20 protein-coding genes and 1 riboswitch are annotated in these 26,303 nt (G+C 59.3%); of the genes, 6 read left to right on the top strand and 14 right to left on the bottom strand.

Annotation, left to right across the window (positions count from 1 at the left end; all coding sequences use genetic code 11):
- Positions 1 to 79: 79 nt before the first annotated feature.
- The 4 genes from fes to entS all read left to right on the top strand — a co-directional run bounded on the left by fes (position 80) and on the right by entS (position 11,582).
- Positions 80 to 1,438, top strand: coding sequence for an enterochelin esterase (gene fes, locus ACXIZX_RS24590; RefSeq protein ID WP_479405332.1), 1,359 nt, complete (start codon positions 80 to 82; stop codon positions 1,436 to 1,438).
- Positions 1,431 to 1,652, top strand: a complete 222-nt coding sequence (locus ACXIZX_RS24585) for an MbtH family protein (RefSeq protein WP_008110791.1) — start codon at positions 1,431 to 1,433, stop codon at positions 1,650 to 1,652. The genes fes and ACXIZX_RS24585 overlap by 8 nt, the downstream gene beginning before the upstream one ends.
- 172 nt (positions 1,653 to 1,824) lie before the next feature.
- Positions 1,825 to 10,215, top strand: coding sequence for an amino acid adenylation domain-containing protein (locus ACXIZX_RS24580; protein ID WP_479405331.1), 8,391 nt, complete (start codon positions 1,825 to 1,827; stop codon positions 10,213 to 10,215).
- Between the two features lie 104 nt (positions 10,216 to 10,319).
- Positions 10,320 to 11,582 (top strand): enterobactin transporter EntS, encoded by a 1,263-nt coding sequence (entS, locus tag ACXIZX_RS24575; protein WP_479405330.1) that lies wholly within the window; start codon positions 10,320 to 10,322, stop codon positions 11,580 to 11,582.
- Here entS and fepB read toward each other — a convergent pair.
- The 8 genes from fepB to ACXIZX_RS24535 all read right to left on the bottom strand — a co-directional run bounded on the left by fepB (position 11,579) and on the right by ACXIZX_RS24535 (position 17,900).
- The gene (gene fepB, locus ACXIZX_RS24570) at positions 11,579 to 12,529 is read right to left on the bottom strand and encodes a Fe2+-enterobactin ABC transporter substrate-binding protein (RefSeq protein WP_479405329.1); all 951 of its coding nucleotides are present in this window, start codon (positions 12,527 to 12,529) and stop codon (positions 11,579 to 11,581) included. The two genes, entS and fepB, sit on opposite strands and share 4 nt — an antisense overlap.
- A gap of 133 nt (positions 12,530 to 12,662) precedes the next feature.
- Positions 12,663 to 13,595: an ABC transporter substrate-binding protein gene (locus tag ACXIZX_RS24565; protein WP_179452378.1), complete on the bottom strand. Its 933-nt coding sequence runs from the start codon at positions 13,593 to 13,595 to the stop codon at positions 12,663 to 12,665.
- A 9-nt stretch (positions 13,596 to 13,604) separates the two neighbouring features.
- Positions 13,605 to 14,339, bottom strand: a complete 735-nt coding sequence (locus ACXIZX_RS24560; RefSeq protein WP_061719093.1) for an ABC transporter permease — start codon at positions 14,337 to 14,339, stop codon at positions 13,605 to 13,607.
- Positions 14,323 to 15,039 carry an ABC transporter ATP-binding protein gene (locus ACXIZX_RS24555; protein WP_479405328.1) on the bottom strand — a complete coding sequence of 239 codons (717 nt, stop codon included), beginning with the start codon at positions 15,037 to 15,039 and terminating at the stop codon, positions 14,323 to 14,325. The genes ACXIZX_RS24560 and ACXIZX_RS24555 overlap by 17 nt, the downstream gene beginning before the upstream one ends.
- Entirely contained in the window at positions 15,036 to 16,001 is a 966-nt protein-coding gene (locus tag ACXIZX_RS24550; RefSeq protein ID WP_479405327.1) for a ThiF family adenylyltransferase, read from the bottom strand. Before ACXIZX_RS24550 ends, ACXIZX_RS24555 begins: the two co-directional genes overlap by 4 nt.
- Before the next feature lie 11 nt (positions 16,002 to 16,012).
- Entirely contained in the window at positions 16,013 to 16,771 is a 759-nt protein-coding gene (locus tag ACXIZX_RS24545) for a thiazole synthase (RefSeq protein WP_008110718.1), read from the bottom strand.
- Positions 16,772 to 16,774: 3 nt separating this feature from the next.
- Positions 16,775 to 16,972, bottom strand: coding sequence for a sulfur carrier protein ThiS (thiS, locus tag ACXIZX_RS24540; protein WP_179452382.1), 198 nt, complete (start codon positions 16,970 to 16,972; stop codon positions 16,775 to 16,777).
- A complete protein-coding gene (locus tag ACXIZX_RS24535; RefSeq protein ID WP_479405326.1) occupies positions 16,956 to 17,900 on the bottom strand; it encodes an FAD-dependent oxidoreductase in 945 nt (314 codons plus the stop codon). The genes thiS and ACXIZX_RS24535 overlap by 17 nt, the downstream gene beginning before the upstream one ends.
- Positions 17,901 to 18,029: 129 nt before the next feature.
- Positions 18,030 to 18,149, bottom strand: a riboswitch (TPP riboswitch).
- 175 nt (positions 18,150 to 18,324) lie between these two features.
- Between ACXIZX_RS24535 and ACXIZX_RS24530 the strand changes: the two genes are divergently transcribed.
- Complete coding sequence (locus ACXIZX_RS24530; RefSeq protein ID WP_061719087.1) at positions 18,325 to 18,762, top strand: 6,7-dimethyl-8-ribityllumazine synthase; 438 nt, start codon at positions 18,325 to 18,327, stop codon at positions 18,760 to 18,762.
- A gap of 93 nt (positions 18,763 to 18,855) precedes the next feature.
- Here the strand turns inward: ACXIZX_RS24530 and ACXIZX_RS24525 are convergent, their stop codons facing one another.
- Together ACXIZX_RS24525 and ACXIZX_RS24520 are read right to left on the bottom strand one after the other, a co-directional pair.
- Positions 18,856 to 20,169 (bottom strand): MFS transporter, encoded by a 1,314-nt coding sequence (locus ACXIZX_RS24525; protein ID WP_479405325.1) that lies wholly within the window; start codon positions 20,167 to 20,169, stop codon positions 18,856 to 18,858.
- Positions 20,170 to 20,356: 187 nt separating this feature from the next.
- Entirely contained in the window at positions 20,357 to 21,082 is a 726-nt protein-coding gene (locus tag ACXIZX_RS24520) for a pirin family protein (RefSeq protein ID WP_479405324.1), read from the bottom strand.
- A 123-nt stretch (positions 21,083 to 21,205) separates the two neighbouring features.
- On the opposite strand from ACXIZX_RS24520, the gene ACXIZX_RS24515 reads away from it, so the two are divergent.
- Positions 21,206 to 22,081 carry a LysR family transcriptional regulator gene (locus tag ACXIZX_RS24515; RefSeq protein ID WP_479405323.1) on the top strand — a complete coding sequence of 292 codons (876 nt, stop codon included), beginning with the start codon at positions 21,206 to 21,208 and terminating at the stop codon, positions 22,079 to 22,081.
- Between the two features lie 102 nt (positions 22,082 to 22,183).
- Here ACXIZX_RS24515 and ACXIZX_RS24510 read toward each other — a convergent pair whose 3' ends face one another.
- From ACXIZX_RS24510 to ACXIZX_RS24495, 4 genes are all read right to left on the bottom strand, one after another.
- A complete protein-coding gene (locus ACXIZX_RS24510) occupies positions 22,184 to 23,416 on the bottom strand; it encodes an MFS transporter (protein ID WP_008110705.1) in 1,233 nt (410 codons plus the stop codon).
- A gap of 158 nt (positions 23,417 to 23,574) precedes the next feature.
- Positions 23,575 to 24,510, bottom strand: a complete 936-nt coding sequence (locus ACXIZX_RS24505) for an ROK family protein (protein WP_179452386.1) — start codon at positions 24,508 to 24,510, stop codon at positions 23,575 to 23,577.
- Positions 24,507 to 25,373, bottom strand: a complete 867-nt coding sequence (locus ACXIZX_RS24500; protein WP_479405322.1) for an ABC transporter permease — start codon at positions 25,371 to 25,373, stop codon at positions 24,507 to 24,509. Before ACXIZX_RS24500 ends, ACXIZX_RS24505 begins: the two co-directional genes overlap by 4 nt.
- Positions 25,373 to 26,293, bottom strand: a complete 921-nt coding sequence (locus ACXIZX_RS24495) for an ABC transporter permease (RefSeq protein WP_479405321.1) — start codon at positions 26,291 to 26,293, stop codon at positions 25,373 to 25,375. The genes ACXIZX_RS24500 and ACXIZX_RS24495 overlap by 1 nt, the downstream gene beginning before the upstream one ends.
- Positions 26,294 to 26,303 lie beyond the last annotated feature (10 nt).

The raw sequence follows: 26,303 nt of genomic DNA, 5'->3' as shown, positions 1-26,303 counted from the left end.
TGTAAATCGTTATCAATAGCATTTGCATTAGCTTTGGTTAAGTAAAGACAGTGAACAAAATGTGGAGATGGGTTGCAGGATGTTTCTAACAAGCGCAGAAAAAACGACGCAGACATGGTTGCCCACCGGGACAGTTGCGCAATGGTTACAGCAGGCCGATTTGGGTAGCGAAGGCTGGTGGCAGCGGCTTTATGCGGTTGGTACGCCGCTGGTTGAGCGTGACGAAAGCGGTCAAACGACCATGCACTTCTTCTGGCGCGATCCCGAAGGGCATTCCGCACTTTCTTCCACTGAACGGGTTTACGTCGATATTAACGGCGTCACCGATCACCACAGCGAAGCGCCAGAAAGTCTGGTGCGCGTCGGCGACAGCAACGTCTGGCATTGGTCGACCGCCATTGAGTCCGACTGGCGCGGCAGTTACAGCCTGATCCCCGCCACCGCGCAGCAGTTACCGCCGCTGTTTTGTGGCGATGATGCCGCCTGTCGCGCGCTACAGCGCAAGTGGTGGATTTCGCTGATGCCGCTGGCAATCCCCGACAAATTCAATCCCACGCCGCCGTTTCTCAGCAGCCGCCGTTTTGCTCTGAGCAACGCGCACATGCCGGATGCACCGGATCAATCCGCCTGGCGCGCGCTGGATGCTGGCATGGCGGAAACCTGGCCGGATACGCTGCAAACCTTGCAGTGGCACAGCGCGTTGCTCAACGTCACCCGCAACGTTTGGCTCTATAGCACCGGCACAACCGCTCAACCCGAACAGCGTCCGCTGGCGATCCTGCTCGACGGACAAAACTGGGTGTACGGCCAACCAATTTTCAGCGCGCTTGATCAGGTCACCGCCGATGGCGAACTGCCGCCCGCCTGCTGGCTGTTTATCGATGTCATCGACAGCCAACACCGCGAAGCCGAATTGCCGTGCAATGAAACCTTCTGGCAGGCAGTGCAGCAGGAACTGTTACCGCTGGTGCGCCAGCACGCTTCGTTCAGCGGCGACGCCGACCGCACGCTGGTGGCTGGGCAAAGCTACGGCGGACTCGCCGCGCTGTATGCCGGTTTGCACTGGCCGCAGCGTTTTGGCCGCATTCTCACGCAATCCGGCTCCTTCTGGTGGCCGCATCTGCAATACATCCGCGACTACGCCAACCGCGAACAGCACGCGCCCGGTTTGCTGTTAGAGCGGCTGCAACAGGGCGAGTTACCGCCGGGCACGCTGAAGATTTTCCAGGAAGTGGGCGATCGCGAGGAAGACATGGTGTACGTCAACCAGCAGATCGTCCCGGCGCTGCAAGCCGCAGGCCATGCATTACATTTTCGCCGCTTCGCCGGAGGGCACGATGCGTTGTGCTGGCGTGGCGGTCTGATCGACGGCTGCCGCTGGCTGCTGGCCGATTTTCTCCCCACAACCTCACCTTCTGAAGGTAATAACCATGTCTGAACAACAGAATCCGTTTGATAACGACGCGCTCGATTTTCTGGTGCTGCTCAACGCGCGTCAGCAATACAGCCTGTGGCCGGCTTTTGCCCCGGTTCCGGCCGGCTGGCACAACGTAGCGGGACCGCTAACGCGCAGCGCCGCCATTGAGTTTATCGAAGCAAACTGGCACGACATGCGGCCAGCGACGCAACAGACGTCGTCTACCGCAGCTTAATTATATTTCCTTATTTTCTTTCAATAATTTATTCCCAAAATCATTCGAGTTGCAGCAAGGCGGCAAGTGCGCGAATCCCCAGGAGCTTACTGAAGTAAGTGACTGGGGTGAACGCATGTAGCCAACGCAGCTGCAGCTTGAAGGATGACGGGAATTAGACAGGAATTGTCTCTTGGCAACGTTCAACCAACCTTATCCTTTAGTCGCGGCGCAGCCCGGCATCTGGATCGCTGACAGCATTGCGCAGCAGCGCAATCAATTTACCGTGGCGCACTACAGCGTGGTGCACGGCGACATCAATCGCGCGGCGCTGGACAGCGCTATACAGCAAGCGATGGCGGAAGCCGATACCGTGCAGGCGCGCTTCGGCCTGGATGAGCATGGCAATCCGGCGCAGTGGTTTGGTGCGCAAGCGCCGGTCGCACCGGAATGGCATGATTTCAGCCAGCGCGCCGGTGCCACCAGACAGGCACACAAACTGATGCAGGCGGATCTCGCCGCAGAACTGCCCGCCGACGGCGACAAACCGCTCTATCGTCACGCGCTGATGCGTATCGGCGACGGTAGCTGGTTGTGGTATCAGCGCTATCACCATTTACTGGTGGATGGCTTCAGTTTTGAAGCGCTGACCCAACGCGTCGCGGCGATTTACGCCGCCCTTTGCGCCGGAGCAACGCCCGCGCCCTCGCCGTTTACACCGTTCACCACGGTGATTGAAGAGATTCAGCAGTGGCAGGATTCGCCTGCTTTTGCCCGCTCCGCCAGCCACTGGCAAAGCTATGCGGCGGATCTGCCAGAAACCCTGACGCTGTCCAGCGAAAATGTGAGCGATCGCGGCGATCGCCCGATCAGCTGTCAGGTGACGCTGCCGCAACTGGCCACGCTGCGTCAGCAGCAACAACTGGCCGACAGCAGTGAAGGCGATATCGTCAGTGCGCTGTTGGTGGCCTATCTGGCCCGCTTCAGCAACAACCAGCGTTTGTCGATTGGCTTCCCGTTTATGCGCCGCATGGGTTCGGCGGCAATTTCCACCCTCGGCCCGGTCGTCAATGTGTTGCCGCTGATTTTCACCGTCAGCGATGAGATGACCTTGCCGATGCTGGTGCAGCAGGTGCAGGGCGAAATCCGCAAAGCGCGTCGCCATCAACGTTATGAAGCAGAACAGCTGCGCCGCGATCTCGGCCTGGTCGGCAGCAGCCAGGCGCTGTATGGCCCGGTGATTAACGTCAAGGTTTACCATGACGATCTGCAATTCGACGGCCAGCCTACCCCAACGCACACGCTGGCGATGGGCCCGGTGGACGATCTGGAGTTTGAAGTCGGCTTCCGCGATGGCGCATTGCAGCTCACGCTGGTAGCAAACCCGCGCCGCTACGATGCACAAACACTACAACGTCATGCCGATCGCATCAGCCATCTGCTAACTCAGTTCGCGGCGGATGCCAGCATTTGCGTAGGCGCGCTGTCATTGCTGGCACCGCAGGAACAGATTGATTTGCAACGCTGGTCGACCGGACCCACCATCGTGCCGCCCGCAAATACCCGCACCATCGTCGATATCCTGCTACAAGCCGCTGAGCAATACGGCGAGCAAACTGCGGTGGTGTGCGGCGATCGCAGCCTGAGCTATCGCCAGCTCGCCGATCGCGCGATGCAACTGGCGCATCTGCTGATCGCACGCGGTTTACAAGCAGACGACGTGGTGGCGATTGGTATTCCGCGTTCAGTAGATTCACTGGTAGCGATGTTCGGCGTGCTGGCGAGCGGCGCGGCCTATATGCCGCTCGATCTCGATTATCCGCGCGAACGCCTGGCGCTGATGTGCGATGACGCGCAGCCTAAGCTGCTGCTGACGCACTCCAGCACGCTGGCGCAAATGCCTGAGTTGCCGCATCTGATGATTGACCAGCTTGCGTTGAGCGATTATTCCACCGCGCGACCTGACACCCAACTGTGCGGTGACGATCTGGCCTACATGATCTACACCTCGGGTTCAACCGGCCGCCCGAAAGGCGTGATGAGCACCCATCAAGGTTTGCTCAACCTGTTTCTGTCGCACCGCGAGCATCTGTTCGGTCCGGCGATTGCGCGCTTCACCGCCAGCAGCCCGCGCCGCATGCGCGCCGGTCACACCGCTTCCTTCTCGTTCGATTCCTCATGGGAACCGCTGTTCTGCATGCTAATGGGCTGCGAGCTGAATATCTTCGACGAAGAACTGCGCCGCGATGCGTGGGGCCTGATTCAGCAGATGAATGCGTTGCCGGTTGACTTGCTGGATATCACGCCGTCGTTCTTCTCGCAGATGATCGACAGCGGCCTGCTGGAAGCCGATAACCATCGTCCCTCTTTTGTGATGATTGGCGGTGAAGCGGCCACGCCAACGCTGTGGAAGCTGATGCAGCAACAGCAGCAGATGGAGATCCACAATTATTACGGCCCGTCGGAATACACCATCGATACGCTGGGTGCCAGCGTCATGGCGTCACCGCAGCCGGTGATTGGTCGTCCGGTGGGCAACAGCGAAGTCTATCTGTTGGATAACCAGCTGCGTCAGGTGCCGATTGGCTGCGCTGGCGAGCTGTATATCGCCGGAACCGGCATCGCGCGCGGTTATCTGCGCCGTCCCGATCTTACTAGCGGACGCTTTGTCGCCAATCCCTTCCGCGATGGCGATGTGATGTACCGCAGCGGCGACCTGATGCGCTGGCGTCAGGATGGTCAGCTGGCGTTTATTGGGCGTACCGATCACCAGATCAAAGTGCGCGGCTTCCGCGTTGAACTCGGTGAAGTGGAAAACGCGCTGGTGGCGCTGCCGGAAGTCAGCACCGCCGTGGTGATCGCCGAAGTGATGGGCGCTACGCATCGCCTGATTGGTTACTGCTCGGTGCAGGATGACGTGCTGCGCGCCGATACCGATCTCAGCGCCCGTTTGCTGGCGCAGCTGGCCACGCAGCTGCCGGATTACATGGTGCCTGCGGTGTTGATGGTAATGGACGAGTTGCCGCTCAACGTTAACGGCAAGATTGATCGCCAGGCGCTGCCGAAGCCGCAACAGGCGCAGCAGAGCCAGAGTCGCGCCGCCAGCACGCCGCAGGAGCAGCTGATTTGCCACGCGATTGCCAGCCTGCTGGGGCTGGAGAGCATTGGCGCGGAAGATGATTTCTTCGCACTCGGCGGCGACAGCATCTCCGCAATGGGGCTGAGCACCGCCGCACGTCGCGCCGGTTATCTGCTGCGTCCACGCGAAATCTTCGCCGAACGCACCGCCGCACGCATGGCGCGGGGTTTGCAGCCGCTGGCGCAGCACCACACCGGCGCGCGCGTGGCGCAACAGGGCGCGATTGGCGGCTTGCCGATTTTGCACTGGTTCAATGCGCAAGCCGGTATCAATGCGCGCTTTGCGCACGGTGTACTGCTGTCGGTGCCGCCGCAGTTGCAGCTCGCACAGCTGGAACAGCTGATTGATCAGCTGGCGCAGGCGCATCCGGCGCTCATTGCCTTTACGCGCGGTGACCAGCTGATTGTCGGCGAAGCGCTGGCGTCGCGCCCTGCCCGTGCTCGTGCGCTTCAAGTGCAGGAACGCGACCGCGCAGCAGAACAGGCGTTTAGCGAAGATGCTGAGGCGCTCGATCCGGCAAACGGCGCGCTGCTTCGCGCCACGCTGCTACAACAAGACGGCATCAGCTGTGGTTTGGTGCTAACGCTGCATCACCTGATTGTTGATGGCGTCTCCTGGCGCGTATTGCTGGATGAGCTGCAACAGGCCGGTGACGCGCTGATCAATAACACGCCGCTGGTGATCCCCGCCGAGGAAACCTCGCTGCATGACTGGTCGGCGGCGCTGCTGGCGAACCTTTCGGCGCGCGCCAGCGAGTTACCATTCTGGCAGCAGATGCTGGCCGAACCGCTGCCGCTTATCGGTGATCGAGCGATTCAGCGCAGCGATCGTCAACAGCATCAACGCACGCTGCTCGATGCCTCCACCACGCACGCGCTGCTTAACACGCTGCCGCAACACTATCGCGCCACCAGCGAAGAGCTGCTGCTGACGTTGCTGACGATGGCATTGCGCCAACTTAACGGCAGCGCACAGCAGCGCGTCACGCTGGAGTCGCATGGCCGAGCCGAACTGCATGCGCAGCAGGATCTGGCGCGCACCGTTGGCTGGCTGACGGCGGAATTCCCGCTGCTGCTGCCGTTGCCAGAAAATCCACACGCGCCGCTCAATGAGTGCGTACGCGCTGTAAAAGCGGTACTGCGTGCGGTGCCGGATCGCGGTATTGGCTACGGGCAGCTGCGCTGGCTCGATGCCCATCGCGGCGTGACGCTGGAAAAACTGGCGGCACAACACGCGCCGCAGGTGCTGTTTAACTACCTTGGACGCTTCACGCCGCGTAGCGGTGACTGGTCGCCACAGCGCACCGCGCAGCAGTTCCGCGACACCTTTGCGGTGCTGCAGGATGAAGCGCTGCCGCTGCAGCATGCGCTGGAACTCAACGTCTTCGTTGAGGAGCAGCCGAACGCGGCGCAACTGGCGCTGAACTGGAGCTGGGCGGACGGCGTGCTGAACGCCGAGGCGATTGCCGATTTGCATCAGGCAATGGCCGCTGCCGCACAGGCTCTGATCACGCTGGCACACCAGCAGCCGCAGCAAGCCGCCAATACGCTGGTGGCCGCTGAGGTGGCGCTGGATGGCGTCGATGATGCGTTGCTGCAACAGCTGCATGCGCGTCACGGCGCGTTCAGCCATGCGCTGCCGCTGTTGCCGTTGCAGAAAGGTCTGCTGTTCCACGCGCAAACCACCGCGCAGCAAGGTAGCTATAACTCGTTAACCCGCCTGACAATCAGCGGCGACATCAGCGCCGCAGCGGTACAAACTGCGCTCGACGCGGTACTACAGCGCCATCCGCAGCTGGCCGCGCGCTTCGATGCCGAACTCAGCCTGCAACCGCTACAGCTGATACCTGAAACGGAATTGCACTGGCCGCTGACGCTGCATCAGCTAGCCGACGAAGATGACCTTGTAGCGCTGGAACATCAGGCGCTGGCGCAGGATCTGTTTAGCCAGCCGATCATGCTGCACGCCACATTGATCGCCCATCGCGATGGCATGCGCTGGACGCTGCTGCTCAACGCGCATCATCTGGTGGTGGATGGCTGGTCAACGCCGGTGATCCTCAACGATCTGCTGAGCGCGCTGCGCCAGCACACTTTGCCCGCGCACAGCAGCAGCTACGCCGACATTGTGCGTCAGCTCAGCCAGCGCGACAGCCAGGAAGCGCGGCAGCAGTGGCAAGAATGCCTGCAAGAGGTGCGTCCGACGCTGCTCTATCCGCAGGCCGCCGACAGCGCGGTCAACGAAAAGCGCATTACGCTGGATGCCACGCTGGAGCGGGAACTCTATGCGCTGTGCCGGGCGCGCGGCTTAACCCTGAACACCGTGATGCAGGGATTGTGGGGCTTGATGCTGTCGGTCGCCAGCGGCCAGCAAGACGTGGTGTTCGGTGCGCCGGTTTCTGGCCGTTTTGGCCAGATTGACGGCATCGATCAGCACGTTGGCCTGTTCAGCAACACGCTGCCGGTGCGCATGCGCTTCGATCATCAGCGTCCATTGCTGGCGCAGCTCGCCGATCATCAGGCACAGCAAATCCAGCTGATTGAGCAGGATTGCCTCGGTCTCGCCGAGATCCAGCAGCTGGTCGGTGCCGGAACGCTGTTCGATACCTTGCTGGTGGTGGAGAACTATCCGGACAACCAAACGCTGCTGGACGCCAACGCCGCCGTGCGCTGCGAAGCGATTCACAACCGTGGTTACACGCACTATCCGCTAACGCTGCTGGTGCTGCCGGGCGAACAGCTGACGTTGCTGATGGAATATCGCGACTGCGTCAGCGAGCCGGAACGTTTGGCCGAGCGGCTGTTACTGCTGCTGCAACAGCTGGTCAGCACGCCGGATCTGCCGCTGACACAGTGGAAGTTGCAAACGCTGGCTGAGCAATCGCTGCTCGCCTGGGTCAACAACACCGGCGTGCAGCTGGAAAATGAAACCCTGCAACAGGCGATTGCCCAGCAGGCGGCACGCACGCCGGATGCGCTGGCGCTGATGGATATGGAGCATCGTCTGAGCTACGGCGAAATGCAGCGTCAGGCCATGCTGCTGGCGGATCGCTTAATTGAAGCGGGCGTGATGCCGGGCGATATCGTTGCCGTGGCGTTGCCGCGCTCGGTGCGTCTCAGCATCGCGCTCACCGCCATCCTGCAGGCGGGTGCAGCCTATTTGCCATTGGATATCGGTTATCCCGATGAACGTTTGGCTTACATGGTGGAAGATGCGCGGCCGTGGGTTCTGATCACCGAATCCGCACTGGAAACCCGCTTCGCCACATTTGGCACGCTAATGATGTTTGATGGCTTAGCCGTTGAGCAGCTTCAGCCGCGTCACCCTTTGCCGCAGGCGGATGCTAATCGCCCGGCTTACGTGCTTTATACCTCGGGCTCAACCGGTAAACCGAAAGGCGTGGTGGTGAATCAACGCGCCATCGTCAATCGCCTGCGCTGGATGCAGGCCAGCTATCCGCTGCGCACTGACGACGTGGTGTTGCAAAAGACGCCGTGCAGCTTTGATGTTTCGGTGTGGGAATTCTTCTGGCCGCTGATGACCGGTGCGCAGCTGATGATGGCACCGCCGGAGGCACATCGCGATCCGCAGGCGCTGTGGCAGCTGATCGACGATTATCGCGTGACCACCCTGCACTTTGTGCCCTCGATGCTGGCGGCCTTTGTCGGCCATCTCGCCGCGCAAACCGAACGGGCTTGCCCAACGCTGCGCCGCGTATTCTGCAGCGGTGAAGCGCTGGCGTGCGATTTGGCGCGCAGCTATCAGGAGGTGATCGCTGCGCCGCTGCACAATCTGTATGGCCCAACCGAAGCCGCCGTCGATGTCACCTGGCAGCCGGCCAGCGGCAGCGCGCTGGATGGCCTCAACGGACCGGGCGTGCCGATTGGTCGTCCAGTGTGGAACACGCAGCTGCATATTCTCGATAGCCTGCTGCGTCCGGTGCCGGTTGGCGTGCCAGGCGATCTCTATCTCAGCGGCGTGCAGTTGGCCGATGGCTATTTGCATCGTGCCGACCTTACGTCACAGCGCTTTGTCGCCGCGCCGTTTGCCGAAGGCGAGCGCATGTATCGCACCGGCGATATCGCCAGCTGGCGCGCCGACGGTGTGGTTGAGTATCTCGGTCGCAGCGACGACCAGCTGAAGATGCGCGGACAGCGTATCGAGCCGGGTGAAATCGAACAGGCGTTAGTGGCGCTGCCGGGCGTAGCGCAGGCAGTGGTCGCGGCGCGCGCGCTGACGCAACACTCGGCGCCGGGCGTCGATAACCGTCAGCTGCTCGGCTGGCTGGTGGCCGAAACGGGCGTGGCGCTGGATATCGACGCGGTGAAGCAGCAGCTGGGCGAACGTCTGCCGGCGCATATGCAGCCGGTCAGCTATTTGCTGCTCGACAATCTGCCACTCAGCGCCAACGGCAAGCTGGATCGCAAAGCGCTGCCGATGCCGCAGCTCAACGCGCGCAGCGGTCGCCTGCCGCACAGCGCCAATGAACGTCTGCTGGCGGATCTGTTCCAGCAATTGCTCGGTTGCGACAGCGTATTTGCCGATGACGATTTCTTTGCGCTCGGTGGTCATTCGCTGCTGGCGATGCGTCTGGCGGCGGAACTGCGTCGTCGTGAGGTGCCGCCACTTAGCGTTGGGCAGATCATCGCCGCGCGCAGCGTGGAGAAACTGGCGGCACTGCTCGACGGCGGTGCCAACAGTGAAAGCGGTGGTAACGGCGAACTGCTGCCGCTGCGTGCCGGTCACGGCCCGACGCTGTTCTGCATCCACCCGGCATCCGGCTTCGCCTGGCAGTACAGCGCCCTGCTGCACTATCTCGACGGCGACTTCCCGATTGTCGGCCTGCAATCGCCGCGTCCACATGGTGTGATTGCTGCGTGTCACAGCGTGGAAGCGATGTGCGAACGCCATCTGCAGGTGATTCGCCAGCAGCAGCCGAGCGGACCTTATTTCCTGCTCGGCTATTCACTCGGCGGCACGCTGGCGCAAGGCATCGCGGCACGTTTGCAGGCGCAGGGTGAAACGGTGGCATTCCTCGGTCTGCTGGATACCTATCCGGCAGAAGGTCAGGACTGGCGCACGCCGGACGCCGACGAAGCAGAACAGGAAGTGGCGCGCGAGCAGGCCGAATTTATGGCTGCGACCGAAGATGAGCGCGATCCGCTGCTGCGTGAGGAGAAGGCGGCGATGTTTAGCACCATCGTCGCTAACTACAAAGACGCGGTCGCACGCCTCGCCGAAGCACGCACGCCGCGTTACGCCGGCAATGCCACGCTGTTTATGGCCGAGAAAACGCTGCCGCAAGGTATGGATGTGCGCGCCAGTTGGGCACCGTTCGTTGATGAATTGACCATCTTCCCGCTGGATTGCGAGCACGCCGATATTCTTTCGGCGGATTCGTTAAAGGTACTGGGACCGTTGATTAATCGTTTGTTGGCAGGTTGAGGTTAGATACGTTTTTGTAGGGTCGCCATTTATGGCGACCGGCAACAACCGCGCACCGTAGGGTCGCCATTAATGGCGACCTCGTTCAAATACACTGGAGAATCATGGCTAAGCCCTCGATATTCTTAGATTTCAGTTTGCTTAAAAACAACGCATCGTTCCGCGCGATATTCTGCGCGCGCATGCTCTCGGTATTCGCCCTTGGCATGCTGGCGGTTGGCGTGCCGGTGCAAATTCAGGCAATGACTGGCTCCACCCTGCAGGTCGGCGTAGCAGTAATGCTCGACGGCATCGGCATGTTCATCGGCCTGCTGCTCGGCGGCGTGCTCGCCGATCGTTACGATCGCCGCAAGCTAATCCTGTTCGCGCGTGGCACCTGCGGCATCGGCTTTGTGCTGCTCAGCCTCAATGCCTTCAGCCCAGCGCCGTCGTTGCTGGCGCTCTACTTCCTCGCTTTCTGGGATGGCTTCTTTGGCGCGCTTGGCATGACAGCGCTAATGGCGGTGATCCCATTAATCGTTGGACGTGAACATCTGGCAGAAGCCGGTGCGCTCAGCATGCTAACGGTGCGCCTCGGCGCGATTCTGTCGCCCGCGCTCGGCGGTATGATCATCGTCGCGGCGGGTGTCGGTTGGGCTTTTGCGGTCGCCGCGATTGGCACGCTGGCGACGCTGATTCCGCTGGTGCGTTTACCGTCGATGAAGCCCGAACAGCAGGAACCCGAACATCCGCTGCGCGCGCTGGCAAGCGGCATGCAGTTTGTCTGCCAGCATAAAGTGGTCGGCGCGGTAGTGCTGGTTGGCTTGCTGCTCAGTATGGTTGGCGCGGTGCGTATTCTGTTCCCGGCGCTGGCGCTGACCTATCACGCTGATGCGTCCGCATTAGGATTGATGTACTCGGCGGTGCCGCTGGGTGCAATGATCGGTGCCTTTACCAGCGGCTGGGTGCAGCAGTTGGTGCGTCCCGGATGGGTGCTGATTGGCTGCGCGCTGCTGGCGTTTGCCTGCATCGCCTCGCTCGGCCTTTATAGCCATCTGCTGCCCGCGCTGCTGGCGCTGGTGTGTTACGGCTACAGCAATGCCATCGCCTCGCTGTTGCAGTTTATGCTGACGCAGCATCACACGCCGGATGCGCTGCTGGGACGCGTCAACAGCCTCGGGACCGCGCAGGATGTCACCGGTGATTCCGTTGGTGCATTAGGTTTAGGTGCGCTGGCTCGGGCGCTGGCACCGCTCAGCAGCGTGCTGTGGTTTGGCGGATTGGCGGCGGGATTGCTGGTGCTGCTGTCGCTGGCGGCGCGCGGCCTGCGTACGGCGCGCCTCGGTGAACAACCGGACGCGCCGCAAGCCGCTACGGCAGATGCTTAACGGCTAAACTGCCGCTCGATGCTGCTGAGCATATTGCTGGCGCTGTAGTAATCGAGGCGGAAAGTATCGTTACCCACGGCAAAGATGTCGTGCTGCTGTACTGCAGGCAGATGGGCGAGGAACGGATTCTTCGCCACCTGCGGCACGGTTTTCTCATCGGCAGCAAACAACAACAGCGTGTTGCCGGTGATGTCATCGGCCATGTTTTCCCCGTTCAGCTGAATTATGTCATTGCGCTTACCCATGCTGGTGCTGCCCTGAAAACTGGCGGGCGGTGCGGCCAGCGTAAAGCCCAAATCCTGTAACAGCGCGCCCTGCGCCGATGCTGGCGTCCACAAGTTCATTCCGCGTCCATCTTCGTAATAGACCAGCGCAGAGGTCGGCTGCGGCGGCAGCGTGATCTTGTGACGCACCGCGTCTACTCGTTGGTCGAACGCTGCAATCACCTTTTTAGCATCGGCTTCATGGCCGGTAATCTCACCCAGCTGCAAAGCCAGGGCTTGCCAGCTCTTATCGCCGTAATCGATCACTAACACCGGGGCGATGGTTTGCAGTTGATCGTAAAGGCGCAGCGCCGAATCGCCGCCGGTGGCAGCAATCACGATCAAATCTGGCGCTTCGGCAGCAATGGCTTCGGCGTTCGGCTGCGAGATGTAAAGCGGCTTAACCTGACGCGCTTTGGCCACCGCGCTCCATTGCGTGAAAAAGCCCTGCGCATCCGACACGCTGCTGCTGCGGCTGGTGGCACCGGAACCGACCAGCGGCGCGTTAATCGCCAGCAAGGTGCCACTCAGCGTGACGCTGGTAGAGACAATACGCTGCGGCGGCTGTTGCAGCGTGAACGGGCCTTTCGGTGTGCCGATAGTGCGCGGCCAATCGGCGCTGGCTTGTACATGGGTGCAGATGAAAAACAGGCTAAGCAGCAGAGAAAGAGCGGGGAAACGCATCAGGTTGTCCATCACTTGATAGTTGAGAATAAATATCATTATCAAAAATAAGTGCGGGTGCAAGGGAAATTCTTTATGTGAGAGCGGTCGCCATGAATGGCGACCCTACATATTCATGCGCACCTGGTTGAAATTATTGCAGTGAATATCGCGCCATCGGCGCCACATCCTTAATCACGCCATTGGCCTTCATATATTCACCAAACGCCTGATAACGTGCCTGATCAAATTCCGCACTGTGAGCGGCGAAATACGGCAGCGTTGCCTGCCACGCTTCGTGATTGAGCGGCGTATTCAGCTCGGGATATTGTTTAATAAACGCCTGCCACGCTTCCTGCGGATGCGCGCGCAGCCACGCCACACCTTCATCCAGACCACGTAAAAACGCCGGAATACGTTTGTCTTGAGCAGCGGTCTTCTGGTTCGCCACAATGATCAGCTCGTCATAAGCAGGCACGCCGTAATCTTCCGGCTTGAACACCGTTGGCTTGGCGCCTTTGTCTTTCAGATCCAGCAGCTCGTAGTTGCGGAAGATAGTCATCGCGCCATCAATCTTGTGCGTCAGCAGCGCGGAGGTGCCATCCATATTCAGGTTGATAAGCTTCACCGAGTCAGCATCAACGCCCTGTGATTTCAGCATATTGCGGATCGCCACATCTTCGGTGCCCGGCACCGCGTAGCCGATGGTTTTGCCAGCGAAATCTTTCAGCGAGTGGATATCGCCTGACACCGTGGTCAGCGTATTCAACGGCTGATTAATCAACGTGCCGACGCGGATCACCGGCACCTCTTTATCCACCAGCGTGTAGAGCTGCGGCTGGTAGCTGATGGCGAGGTCGACTTTGCCTGCCGCCAGCAGCAATGGCACCGAAGCGGAATCGGCGGGCGCGATCATCTCCACATCCAGCCCCTCTTTCTTAAATGCGCCGCTGTGCTGGGCAGCAAAAATCGCCGCGTGGTTGGGGTTGATAAACCAGTCGAGCAGCAGGCGAACTTTTTCCGCAGCCTGCACGTTAGCGGTCGCCAGCAGCAGCAACGCGGTCAATGCGATTCGTAGGGTATTCACGGTACTTCCTTATGTAGATTGCCAGAGGATTTTCTTACGCATCAGCGCCACGCTGCCCGAAAGCAGCAGCGCCAGAATCAGTAACAGCAGCAATGCTGCGAAGCTGGTGGCAGTTTCCAGTCGCGCGTTGGATTGCATCATCAGATAGCCGAGCCCTTCGCTGGCGCCAACCCATTCGCCAATCACCACGCCAATCGGAGCCAAAACCACCGCCATTTGCAGGCCAGAGAAAAATTGCGGTAACGCGGCGGGCCAACGTACACGCCAGAAGATACGGAAGCGCGATGACGTGCTGGTTTGCGCCAGTTCCAGCCAGCCGCCCGGTGTGCGGCACAATCCATCGAACAGCGATAAGCACAGCGGGAAGAACAGAATCAAAGCTGCCACCACCACTTTCGAGGCGATACCAAAACCGAGCCACAGCACCAGCAGCGGCGCGAGAGCAAACACCGGTATCGCCTGGCTGGCGGTGACCAGCGGAAACAGCACGCGACGCAGCAGCGGACTGGCCGCCATCAGCACCGCCAGCGTCACGCCCGCGCCAACGCCCAGCAGCAGCGCCAGCACAATTTCCGCCAGCGTATAAAGCGCGTGATGCCACAGCAGTTGACGATGCAGCCACAGCGCTTCGAGCACTGCCTGCGGCGCGGGCAGCAGGAAAGTTGGCACGCCGCTGTGACGCGCCAGCAACCAGCCGCACAGCAGCACCACGATCAGGTAGATCGCGCTAAACAATGTTTTCATAGGTATTCAGTCGGGAGAAGAGTTGCGCCTGCGCCTGCAGCACGTCGGGATGATCAAACGCACGCGGCGCGTCACCGGCGGGAACCGGCCAGCTTTCGATGGCCAGCGGCTGGCCTTGCAGCAGCAGAATGTCATCGGCCATGCGGCACGCTTCCAGCGGATCGTGCGTCACCAGCAGCACGGTTTTACCCTGCAGTAATTCGGCAGTCAGCGTTTGCAGGCTGAGTTTGGTCATCACATCCAGCGTGGCGAAGGGTTCATCCATCAGCACCACGTCGCGCTGCGCATAAAGCGTGCGTGCCAGCGCCACGCGTTGCCGCATGCCGCCCGAAAGTTGCTGTGGCGGCGCATGCGCCACGTCGCTGAGTTTCACCTGCTCCAGCAGCGCCAACGCGCGCGGACGATCTGGCTTTTCGCCGCTAAGCCGTGCCGACAGCATCACGTTGTCGAGCACCGTCAGCCACGGATAGAGCAGATCCTGCTGGCCCATCCACGCCACATTGCCGCTTAAGCCCTGCACCGCGCCCTGCTGCGGCTTGAGTAAACCGGCCACCAACCGCAGCAGCGTACTTTTGCCGATGCCGCTGCGCCCCAGCATTACCGTGGTTTTGCCGCCGCGCAGTTGCAGGTTCAGCCGCTGACACAGCGGTTTATCGCCCCAGCTAAAACTCACATCGTTGAAGAAAATGTCCTGATTCATGGGCGATTGGCCGCCAGAATCGCCAACTGATGAAATCCACGCTGCGCCAGCGTGTTAGCGGCCTGCGCGGCGCGGATGCCGCTGGCGCACACCAGCACGATGCGCTGTTGGGCGGGCGGCTGCCACGCCGCAATCGCCTGCGGCAAGATGCGCTCAACGCCATCCGCCACGCTGACCGGCGCTTCTTCACAGCTGCGCAGCTCGACAATGCAGTCATCGGCGGCAAGCATTGACGGGTCGATAAACGGCACCGCATGTTCCGGCTCTTCCGCATCATCAAAGCGGAACTGGCGGAAATGCCAGTTCACGAAGTCGCAATTCACCAGACAACCAAGCGGTGAAGGCTGTAACTCCAGCAGCACGCTGAGCGCCATCTGCGCCTGCATCGCGCCGAGCGTCGCCACCGCCGGGCCCATTACGCCGGCGGTGTTGCAGTTCGCCGCCGATGACGGCAAGCGCGGAAATACCGCGCGATAGCTCGGCGATCCGCCACAGAATCCACCGACGTAACCTTGCCTGCCCAACACCGAGGCGCTGATCAGCGGAATACCCGCCTTCATGCAGGCATCCGAAAGTTGATAGGTGACGGCAAAGTTATCGGCGGCATCGATCACCAGATCGCAGCCCGCGAGCGCCTGCTGCACATTGCTAGCGCTCAGCGACTGCTGCACTGCTTCTATCTGCACTTGCGGATTACGCTGCTGCAATGCCTGCTGCGCGCGCAGCACTTTGGGCTGGTCGATATCCTGCTCAGTAAACAGCGTTTGCCGATGCAGGTTATGTAGCGCCACCACATCGTCGTCATACAGTCGAATATGGCCAACACCCGCGCCCACCAGCTGCGGCAATAACGTGGCGCCCAATCCGCCCGCACCCGCCACCAGCACGCGCGCGTCGAGCAGCTTCTGCTGCCCTGCTTCGCCGATTTCCGGCAGCATCATCTGGCGTTGATAACGTTGCATGTTTTCCTGCCTCAACTCAGATTTGCCAGGCCAAAGATCGGCGTGGAAGCGGCTGCCATATCGCGCTTCTCCATCAATCCGGCAGCGCGCGCGGCTTGCCCGGCTTCAATCGCCAAACGGAAGGCGTTGGCCATGCCGATCGGATCGCCCGCTTTGGCGACGGCGGTGTTAAGCAGAATGCCATCGAAGCCCATCTCCATCGCCTGCGCCGCCTGCGACGGCGCGCCAATGCCAGCATCAATGATCAGCGGAATGTCACTGAACCACGCACGCATGGCGCGCAGACCGTCGATGTTGCGCAAGCCCTGACCGGAACCAATCGGCGCGCCCCACGGCATCAACAGTTCGCAGCCCGCCGCCAGCAGCTTTTCGCCAACGATCAGATCTTCAGTGGTGTACGGAAACACCTGAAAACCCTCTGCGCTGAGGATGCGCGCGGCTTCAACCAGTGCGAAGGGATCGGGCTGCAGTGTGTCGGCGTGACCAATCACTTCCAGCTTGATCCACGCGGTGTTGAACAGTTCGCGCGCCATGTGCGCGGTGGTGACGGCTTCTTTCACCGTGTGACAACCGGCGGTATTCGGTAACACGCGGATGTTGAGGCCGGTCAGCAGTTCGCGGAAAGCCGCGCCCGCCGCGCCTTCGCGCCGCAAACTGACGGTGATGATATCGGTGCCGGAGGCGGCAATCGCCTGCTGCAAAATGGCGGGCGAAGGATAACCGGCGGTGCCAAGCAGGAAGCGTGATTGTGGGTCAAAATCGTAAAACATCGCTTAACCTCCCTGCATCGGTGACAGCACTTCAAGCTGGCAACCTTCATCCAGCAACTGCGTGTGGTACTGGCTTTTTGGCACAAACGCACCGTTGTAGGCGGTGGCGACGCAGGCCACGTCGATTTGCTGCTCGATCAGCAATTCGCTCAGGCTTTTTGCCTGCGTGCTGATGAGGCGGCCGTTAAGCTGAATGTTCATTTTTAAGTTCCCCAGAAAGACGCTGCATCAGCTGCTCTGCCAGCATCGGTGCCAGCAGAAAACCGTGGCGATACATGCCGTTGAGATAAAAGATGTGATTGTGATAGTGGATTTCCGGCAGATTCGCCGGATAAGCCGGACGCAGCCCACTGCCGCTTTCAATGACGCGCGCTTCGGCTAAGGCCGGATGGATGGCGTAGGCGGCGCTGAGCAACTCCATCATGGCGCGCGCGCTGATGGCACTGGCATCGTCGCTCTCGATCATGGTGGCGCCGAGCATAAAGTGGCCACCGCGACGCGGCACCAGATAGCAGGGAAAACGCGGATGCAGCAGACGAATCGGGCGGGAAAACTGCACTTCTTCGCTGTGCAGAATCAGCATTTCGCCGCGCACCGCACGCAGGCGCGGCAGTTCCGGCGCGGCGTGGATGCCGCGACAATCGATAATCTGGCCGCTCGGCGCGTGATTGTTGAATGGCACGCCGTGGGCGATCAGCTTGTCTCGCATCTCCTGCAACGCCAGACGCGGATCGAGATGCGCTTCCCCGGCGAAAAACAGACCGCGCGCAAAGCGCCCTTCCAGCGCCGGTTCGATATCGGCGGGATCGACCCATTGGTGCTGCTCGGTCATACGGGCGAAACGGTTGAGTTCCTGGCTATCGCGCGGCGGCGCAACCACCAACGTGCCCTGATGCTTGACGCTGCTGACGCGCTGTTGCCACCATGCGGCGGCGTGTTGTCCTAGGGTGATGACGTCGCGCGGCGCACTTTCGGCTTCACACCAGGGCGCCAGCATGCCGCCAGCAAACCACGATGCCGGGCGACGCGCATCATCGCCAATCACCTCGACGTCTTCGCCGCGTTCCGCCAGCAAGGTAGCCACGCACAAACCCGCCACGCCGCAGCCGAGCACGCTCCAGCGGCTCACAGCGCCGGTTCCGGGATGTTCAAAAAGGGGGAATTCACATCGGCCTCTCAGTGTTAGCTGAGACCCGCAGATACAGGAGAAGGGAAATGGCGCAACCATCGAGCTTGCCTGAGCGCCAGACAGCCCAAAGAACAAGACTGTCAGTCTTCCTACGCCAGTATCAACTGGGTCAGGTTCAAAGGGTCGCTAAGCCGCGCAGTGCGCTATTAGCCTCTCAGTCTCTTTGGCGAGACTCCCCCGACGCGTCTATTTGTATTGCAGGCGATGGTCGCCGTCAAGCGCGGAATAACCAGATCGTTTACAGGGAAATAAGCAGCAAGGCATTTATCGCTACCTGGGCTTTGTGGATCACAAACGTAACATATGGTATACAAACACATTATTTTATGCGCAAGAACCAATTACAGGTGATGTCGGAATATCCATGAAGAATATTAAAATTGCATTTATTAAAGCCGGCTGGCACAAAGAAATTGTCCATAATGCCCTGGTGGGTTTTGAAAAAGAATTAGCCGATCAATCCGTAGAAGCAGAATTAAAAGTGCTTGAAGTGCCTGGCGCATTTGAAATGCCGCTGCTGGCTAAGCGTCTGGCCGAAACCGGCAAATACGATGCGATTGTCTGCGCCGCGCTGGTGGTTGACGGCGGTATCTATCGCCATGATTTCGTTGCCGCTGCGGTGGTTGATGGCCTGATGAATGTGCAGCTGACCACCAATGTGCCGGTGTTCTCCGTGTCATTAACGCCGCATAATTTCCAGCCGGTTGATGTTATCGAAAACTTCTATACCGAGCATTTTATTAAGAAAGGCAAAGAAGCGGCGCGCGCTGCGCTAGCTATTCACAATCTGTCGATTGATTGATGCATTAAAAAGGGAGCACCTCATCAGGCGCTCCCTTTTATTTAATATGACTTTCTACTGTTAATATTCAGAATAGTGCCAGCCTCGCTTCACTCAGTGTTTCACACTCATCAAATGATTTTCTTTCATAGGTCGGCGCGTTTCAGATGGATTGATATCGCACTCTTTCGGCAGTAACAGCGTAAAGATTCCCGCGATCACCAGCGAACCCGCCAGCCAGCAAATCGCCACATTTTGGCTATACAGCAGCGTCATGATCCCGACTAAGTACGGTCCGCAGAATCCACCCAGATTACCCAACCCATTGATTACGCCACGCGCGCTGCCCGCCACTTCTGGCGCAGCGATACGTCCGGGAATCGACCAGAACGGGCTGGTTGCCGCTTTGAGGAAGAAGCCGCACACCACCAGCGCGATATAGGCGGCGGCGACGTTGTCATGCAGCACCACCGACGCCAGCAAGGCGGCAGCAAAGCAGAACAGCGACACCATCACCCACAAACGGCGCTTGCCGGTGCGATCGCTTAACCATGAAATGGCGTAGATGCCGAGCACCGTCGCCACAAAAGGAATCGCTGCCAGCAGGCCGACGCCCGCCATATTGGTGCCGGTGAGATTTTTCAGGATACTCGGCAGCCACAGCGTGTAACCGTAATCGCCGGTTTGATAGAAGAAGTTGAGCGCCACCAACTTCATCAGGCCCGAGTTGCGAAACACCGCTTTCAACGGCGCTTTGCTGATCGGTTCCTTTTGCAGATGCTGTGCCTTTTCGCGCGCCAGTTCGCGCAACAAATATTCCTTTTCACGTGCCGGTAACCAGCGCGCCTCTTCAGGACGATCGGCGATCACCAGCCACCACACCAGCAGCACTACGGCGGAAAGCAGGCCTTCAATAATGAACAGCCAGCGCCAGTCAAGCACATTGATGATGTAACCCGATATCGGCGCGGTGAACATGCCGCCTAACGGCGCGAACATCATGACAAAGGCGTTGGCGCGACCCAGCTCTTTTTCCGGGAACCAGTTGCTAACCATGGTTAACACCACCGGCAGCATGCCGCCTTCGGAAATCCCCAGCACAAAACGCAGCGCCAGCAGCTGATAATGGTTGGTGACAAAACCGGTGGCGATCGACACCACCATCCACGCGGTCAGTGACCAGGCAATAAAGCGTTTGCCGCTGCCATTCACCGCGATACGTCCGCCCGGCACCTGTAAAAACAGATAACCAATAAAGAAGATGCCGCTCACCACGCCGGCCATTTGGCTGGTGATCGCCAAATCCTGATCCATGCCGCCAGGCAGCGCAAAGCTGATATTGACGCGATCCATGAATGAGACAATGCAGGTGATGAGAATCGGGGCGATGACGCGATACCAGCGCGTTCCGGGGATTTTTTCTTGCATGCTGCCCTCTCCATGTTAAGCCGTGATGCTTAGGTTCATTGGCTAACTATTAAAGAGAGTATGGAAATAATTATTGCGATCTTAATCACTGCAATTAATGTTAAGAAAAAGTGTTACAACCGCTGTGATCGCACATAAAAAAAAGCAGCGCGATGGCTCGCACTGCTCTTTGTATTGTTTTTAATCATTAACGCTGCGGATGATTCACTTCCAGCGGACGCAGATCAAACACCAGCACTTCCGCATCATCACCATTAGCAAACTGCAGCGCGCTTTCGTTGCGAACGCGTGCGCCGTCGCCTTCTTTGAACTTCACGCCGTTCACTTCGATGCTGCCGCGTGCTACGTGAATGTAGGCGTAACGATCGGCATCCAGCGCGAGGGTTTGCTGCTCGACACCGTCAAAAAGGCCGGCATAAATGCGGATATCCTGACGCACGCTGAGCGAACCGTTTTCCCCTTCCGGCGAAATAATCAGGCGCAGCTGACCGCGTTTGTCACTTTCCGCCACCGAAACCTGCTGATAACCCGGAGGTGAATTACGTTCGCCAGGCACGATCCAGATCTGCAGGAAGTGCACGTTGTCGGTTTTCGAGTGGTTAAACTCGCTGTGCGTCACGCCGCTACCGGCGCTCATCAGCTGCACATCACCCGGCACAATCACCGAACCGGTGCCCATGGAATCTTTATGCTCCAGCGCGCCTTCCAGCACGTAGGAGATGATCTCCATGTTGTTGTGCGGATGCGCACCAAAGCCGCGACCCGGTGCAACGCGGTCATCATTGATCACCAGCAAATCTGAGAAGCCGGTTTGTTTTGGATCCCAGTAACTGGCGAAAGAGAACGTATGATGCGAATTCAACCAACCGTGGTCACCCACTCCGCGTTGTTCTGACAGGCGTTGTTCAATCATGGTCTGCTCCTCAAATTTGCTGTTGGGGGGCGATTGCCCTTCCCGTTGCAGATAAGTATACGTAAACTGATTTGCCTAACAATGCGTCATAATGACAATGACTGTCACCGATAAGTGGACAATATGCAGATTGAAGATCTCCGCATTTATGTAGCCGTGATTAAAGCCGGTAACTTCACCACCGCCGCTGAACAGCTGATGCTGTCAAAGCAGTATGTCAGCCGCCGCATCGCCGCGCTGGAGGAGTCACTCGGCGCGCGACTGCTGAATCGCAACACGCGTAAGCTGTCGGTGACCGATAACGGCCAGCTGTTTGCGCAGCACGCGCAGCGCATTCTGGATGATGTGCAGGAAGCCGAGCTGGCGGTATCGGGGCGTCGCCAGGTGTTACAAGGCAGCTTCCGCCTGAGCGTGCCGATGTCGTTTGGCATCAGCCATCTGTCGCCGTTTATTGCCGAGTTTCTTAGCTTGCATCCGGGTTTGCAGTTTCAGGTTGAGTTGGCGGATCGGCATGTCGATATGGTCGGTGAAGGGTTTGATATGGCGATTCGCATCGGTACGCTGCCCGATTCGAGCCTGATCGCTAAGCGGCTGGGCGAGTTTCGCCGCGTGATCTGCGGCAGCCCATCATACCTGCAAGGCGCAGGCGCGCCGCGTACGCCGGAGGAGCTGAGCGAGCATTTGTGTTTACGCTACGGACGCGAAAGCCAAACCGGCTGGGAACTGTTTAATGGCGACCAGCGCAAAGTGATTAGCGTGCATGGGCCGATGGTGAGTAATAACGGGGAAATGTTACGTGACGCGGCGGTTGCCGGGCTCGGGCTGATTCTGTTGCCGGAGTTTATTGTGGCGCCGGCGCTGGCAAGCGGTGAGCTGGTGACGGTATTAGAAGAGTGGCAACCGACCTCGCTGCATCTCAATGCACTCTATCCGCAGCATCGCCAGCGCAGTGAGATCAATCGGGTGTTTATGGCATTTTTGCAGCAGAAATTGGCTTAATTTGACCAGGTGCGCATAAATGCGCACCCTACAAAACCCAAAACCCTATAATCGCGCATCCCACGCTTTCGTAGGGTCGCCATTAATGGCGACCGCAACCTTTTAATGACTTTCGTGCGCAAAGGTAATCGACTTACGGCGTGCATCGCGCATCGCTACCGCATGAATCAACAGACCCAACACCGCCAAAATCGCGCCCACCCAACCGGTAGATTGCCATCCCAGACCGGCAGAAATAGTCACGCCGCCCAACCATGCGCCGAGCGCGTTGGCGAGGTTAAACGCCGAATGGTTCATCGCCGCCGCCATGGTTTGCGCGTCACCGGCAACATCCATTAAACGGATTTGCAGCACCGCCGCCAGCGCCACCATGGTGCCCACCAGCATCACGTTGATGGCGCCTGCCAGCGCATAGTGCGCGGCAAACACGAAGGCGCTGAGCACCAGAAATGACCAGATCAGTAGAATGCGGATGGTCTTTTCAATGCCGCGATCGGCCAGACGACCACCGGCGATGTTGCCGATAATCATGCCTAAACCAAACAGCGCCAGCACCGCCGGGATCCAGCTTACCGGCATCTGCGCCAGTTCGGTCATGGTTGGTTTCACGTAGCTAAACACCGAGAACAAACCGCCGCTGCCTACCGCGCCAATCGCCAACGTCAGCAATACCTGTTTGCGCGTTAGCGCCGACAATTCGCGCAGCGGGCTGGCATTCTTGTCGCCCGCCACGTTCGGCACCCACAACCAAATCAGCAGTAAGGTCACTACAGCCAGACCGCCGACAATGGCGAAGGCATCACGCCAGCCAAACCATTGGCCGATCGCCGTCACGGCCGGCACGCCAAGTAAGTTGGCGATGGTCAGGCCAAATAGCACCATCGATACCGCTTGCGCGCGTTTGCGCCGTTCCACCAAACCGGCTGCGACCAACGCTGCCACGCCGAAGAAGGTGCCGTGCGGAAAACCGGCGAGGAAACGCGCCAGCAGCATTGAGTAGTACCCCGGCGCAATGGCGCTCAGCAGGTTACCGGCGGCAAACAGGCCCATCAGCGTCATCAGGAAATTACGGCGTGAGGCGCGTGCGCCCAATACCGCCAGCAGCGGCGCACCAATTACCACGCCAAGTGCGTAGATACTGATGAGATGTCCGGCCGAGGGAATCGATACGTTAAGACCTTTGGCTGCATCGGGCAGCAGGCCCATGATAACGAATTCGCCGGTACCAATGGCAAAGCCGCCGGTGCCGAGCGCGAACAAGGCTTTTAACACGCTCTGACGCGGCAGCGATGCCTCATCCGGCAGCTGAGTAAGTTGGGGCTGTACTGATGACATGAGTTTTCCGAACCACAAGTGAAGAACTCAGTCAGGATCGTGGGCGCTTAACGCGACAGCCATCGTCGAGACCGAGAAGTATGAGCGGCGTATGATAGCGCAAAAATGTGTGAAGGGTTGGCGTTACGATGCGGCAGAGGTCGCCATAAATGGCGACCCTACCTTGTCTGACGTGCTAACAACGCCGCACCCATCATGCCGCCGTGATGCGCGAACTCGCCCGGCACAACTAAGCGATGCGCGGTGCGACGCAGCGCGTAGCCCTGCACCACCTCATCTAACGCCGCGATTAGCGGAGCCACTGAAGCCAATCCGCCGCCAACCGCCACGCGTGACGCGCCGGTGATGTTGATGCTGTACGCCAGCGGCTGACCGACAATTTGCAACCATGCCTGAATGGTTTGCTGCGCCTGCACATCCTGTTGCTGCCAGCGTTCAATAATTTCCACGCTGCTCGCCGTGCGGTCATGTAGCGTTTGATGCAGATTTTCCAGCCCGCGCGCGCCGCCGTAGCTGTCGAGACAGCCTTTTTGGCCGCACGGACACGCCTTGCGCGGCAGTCGACGCGTGACGCCATCGATCTCCACTTCGGTTAGCGTGATCGGCCCATGTCCCCATTCGCCGGTCAAACCGTTCTGCCCGGTGATGATGCGGCCATCCGCCACCAATCCGCCGCCAACGCCCGAACCGAGAATTGCGCCAAATACCACTTTGTGCCCTTTGCCCGCACCCGCCAGCGCTTCCGCCAGCGTGAAACAGTCGGCATCGTTATGCACAATCACCTCGCGTTGCAGGATCGCGCCCAGCTCGTTCGCCAAACTGCGCTGATGAAACGCGGGAATATTGCTGGCAAACATCTCGCCGGAATCCGGTGCCACAATGCCCGCCGTAGAAATCGCCACCGGACTGCTGGCAGTAAAATGCAGGTGATATTGGGCAATCATGCGACTCACCAGCGCTGTGAACTCGTCCCAGCTTGCCGCCGGGATTTTTTGCTGATCGAGAAGGGTTAATTCATCCTGCGCATTCATTACGCCTAACTTAATAAAAGAGCCGCCCAGATCGAGGCAAATCACCGCAGATTGTCTACTCATAAACGTTTATCCATCACATCACGCAAACCGTCGCCCAGCACATTGAAGCCCAGCACGGTAATCAAAATCGCCAATCCGGGGAAGAGAGACACATAAATATTCAGCCCGAGGAAGTTGCGCCCATCGCTCATCATGGTGCCCCACTCCGGCATCGGTGGCTGCACGCCTAAACCGAGGAATGACAGGCTAGCGGCAGACAGCACCACCGCGCCCGCCGTCAGCGTTGATTGCACAATCAGCGGGCCTATTGAGTTACGCAGAATGTAATGGGTAACGATGCGCGGATAGCGCACACCGAGCATATGCGCCGCTTCGATGTACTCCATGTTCTTCAGGCCCAGCGTCAGGTTGCGGCTCAGACGCGCATAGACCGGAATCGAGAACAGCGAGATGGCGATCAGCATATTGGTCAGCCCTTCACCGAGCACGCTAACGATCAGAATCGCCAGCACGATGCCGGGAAAGGCGAAGATGATATCCATCACCCACATGATCAGCGCATCAATTTTGCGTCCGGCTAAGCCGGAAATGATGCCGAGCGGAATGCCGATCACCATTGAGATGGCGACGCTGAGGCTCACCTCAAACAGCGTGATGCGCGCGCCGTAAATCACGCGCGAGAAAATGTCGCGGCCATAATCGTCGGTACCAAACCAATGCGCGGCCGACGGCGCTTGCAAGGTATTCAGCAGATCCTGCTCCACCGGATCCCAATGCGTAATCAGCGGAGCCAGCGCGGCGGCCAGCACCACCAGCAGCACTAACGCACCGCCAATGGCAATCGACGGATTCGTCATCAAAATGCTAATCAGGTGTCGGCTGCGCGAGCGCGGCGGCAGCACGGAAGTTTCAATGCTGTTCATCAGTCGAACCTTATTTTTGGATTGAGCAGGCCAATCAGGATTTCACCGACCAGATTCATCAGCACCACGCCGGTAACCGCCACCAACGTCACGCCCTGAATCACTGGATAATCGCGGTAGCGCACCGAATCCACCAGCAAGCGGCCAATGCCCGGCCAGTTGAACACCGATTCGGTCACCACCGCGCCGCCAATCAGGCTGCCGAAGTTGAGCGCCACGATGGTGACAATCGGGATCAGCGCATTACGCAGCGCATGTTTCCAGTTAATGCTGGCGGAGGATAATCCCTTGGCTTTGGCAGTACGGATGTAATCCTGACTCAGCACATCCAGCATGCTGGAACGCGTCATGCGCGCGATCATCGCCATCGGCAAGATCGCCAGCGTGACAGTCGGCATGATGTAGTTTTTCCACGAATCGGCGCCCAGCAGCGGTAACCAACCCAGCTCAACGGCGAAGTAGTTCATCGCCAGCAGCGCCAGCCAGAAATTGGCAATCGACGCACCGGCAATGGTCAGCACCATCACGATTTGATCCGGAATGCGCTGGCGATAGATGGCGCCGGTCATGCCCGCCGGCACACCAATTGCAATCGCCAGCAGATACGCCAGCGCCGCCAGCGATAAGGTGTACGGCAACCGCTCGCTGATCTCGGTCATCACCGGACGCTGCGACTGCAACGACAAGCCAAGGTTGCCGTGCAGCACTTCCGCCGCGAATTTGACATATTGCAGCGGCAGCGGCTGATCGAGCCCCAGCCGCATGCGCATGCTGTCCACCGCTTCTTGCGGCGCTTCCGGTCCCGCCATCAGCCGCGCCGGATCGCCCGGCAGCGCGCGGATGGCGATAAACACGATAATCGATACGCCGAAAATGATTAACGGCAGCGAAAGCACCTTTTTTGCGACGTACGCTTTCATATCACATCAA

This window comes from Candidatus Pantoea symbiotica (genome assembly GCF_056491525.1).
Note: the sequence above shows the minus strand (reverse complement) of the source record. Positions and strands in the feature narration are given on the sequence as shown.

Bases quoted from the DNA above. Each gene is read 5' to 3' on its own strand.
- ACXIZX_RS24510 (WP_008110705.1), bottom strand. From the start codon at position 23,416: ATGTCATCAGTACAGCCCCAACTTACTCAGCTGCCGGATGAGGCATCG.
- entS (WP_479405330.1), top strand. From the start codon at position 10,320: ATGGCTAAGCCCTCGATATTCTTAGATTTCAGTTTGCTTAAAAACAAC.
- ACXIZX_RS24525 (WP_479405325.1), bottom strand. From the start codon at position 20,169: ATGCAAGAAAAAATCCCCGGAACGCGCTGGTATCGCGTCATCGCCCCG.
- ACXIZX_RS24560 (WP_061719093.1), bottom strand. From the start codon at position 14,339: ATGAAAACATTGTTTAGCGCGATCTACCTGATCGTGGTGCTGCTGTGC.
- ACXIZX_RS24545 (WP_008110718.1), bottom strand. From the start codon at position 16,771: ATGTTTTACGATTTTGACCCACAATCACGCTTCCTGCTTGGCACCGCC.
- ACXIZX_RS24555 (WP_479405328.1), bottom strand. From the start codon at position 15,039: ATGAATCAGGACATTTTCTTCAACGATGTGAGTTTTAGCTGGGGCGAT.
- fes (WP_479405332.1), top strand. From the start codon at position 80: ATGTTTCTAACAAGCGCAGAAAAAACGACGCAGACATGGTTGCCCACC.
- ACXIZX_RS24515 (WP_479405323.1), top strand. From the start codon at position 21,206: ATGCAGATTGAAGATCTCCGCATTTATGTAGCCGTGATTAAAGCCGGT.
- ACXIZX_RS24505 (WP_179452386.1), bottom strand. From the start codon at position 24,510: ATGAGTAGACAATCTGCGGTGATTTGCCTCGATCTGGGCGGCTCTTTT.
- ACXIZX_RS24550 (WP_479405327.1), bottom strand. From the start codon at position 16,001: ATGCAACGTTATCAACGCCAGATGATGCTGCCGGAAATCGGCGAAGCA.
- ACXIZX_RS24520 (WP_479405324.1), bottom strand. From the start codon at position 21,082: ATGATTGAACAACGCCTGTCAGAACAACGCGGAGTGGGTGACCACGGT.
- ACXIZX_RS24530 (WP_061719087.1), top strand. From the start codon at position 18,325: ATGAAGAATATTAAAATTGCATTTATTAAAGCCGGCTGGCACAAAGAA.
- thiS (WP_179452382.1), bottom strand. From the start codon at position 16,972: ATGAACATTCAGCTTAACGGCCGCCTCATCAGCACGCAGGCAAAAAGC.
- ACXIZX_RS24500 (WP_479405322.1), bottom strand. From the start codon at position 25,373: ATGAACAGCATTGAAACTTCCGTGCTGCCGCCGCGCTCGCGCAGCCGA.
- ACXIZX_RS24585 (WP_008110791.1), top strand. From the start codon at position 1,431: ATGTCTGAACAACAGAATCCGTTTGATAACGACGCGCTCGATTTTCTG.
- ACXIZX_RS24495 (WP_479405321.1), bottom strand. From the start codon at position 26,293: ATGAAAGCGTACGTCGCAAAAAAGGTGCTTTCGCTGCCGTTAATCATT.
- fepB (WP_479405329.1), bottom strand. From the start codon at position 12,529: ATGCGTTTCCCCGCTCTTTCTCTGCTGCTTAGCCTGTTTTTCATCTGC.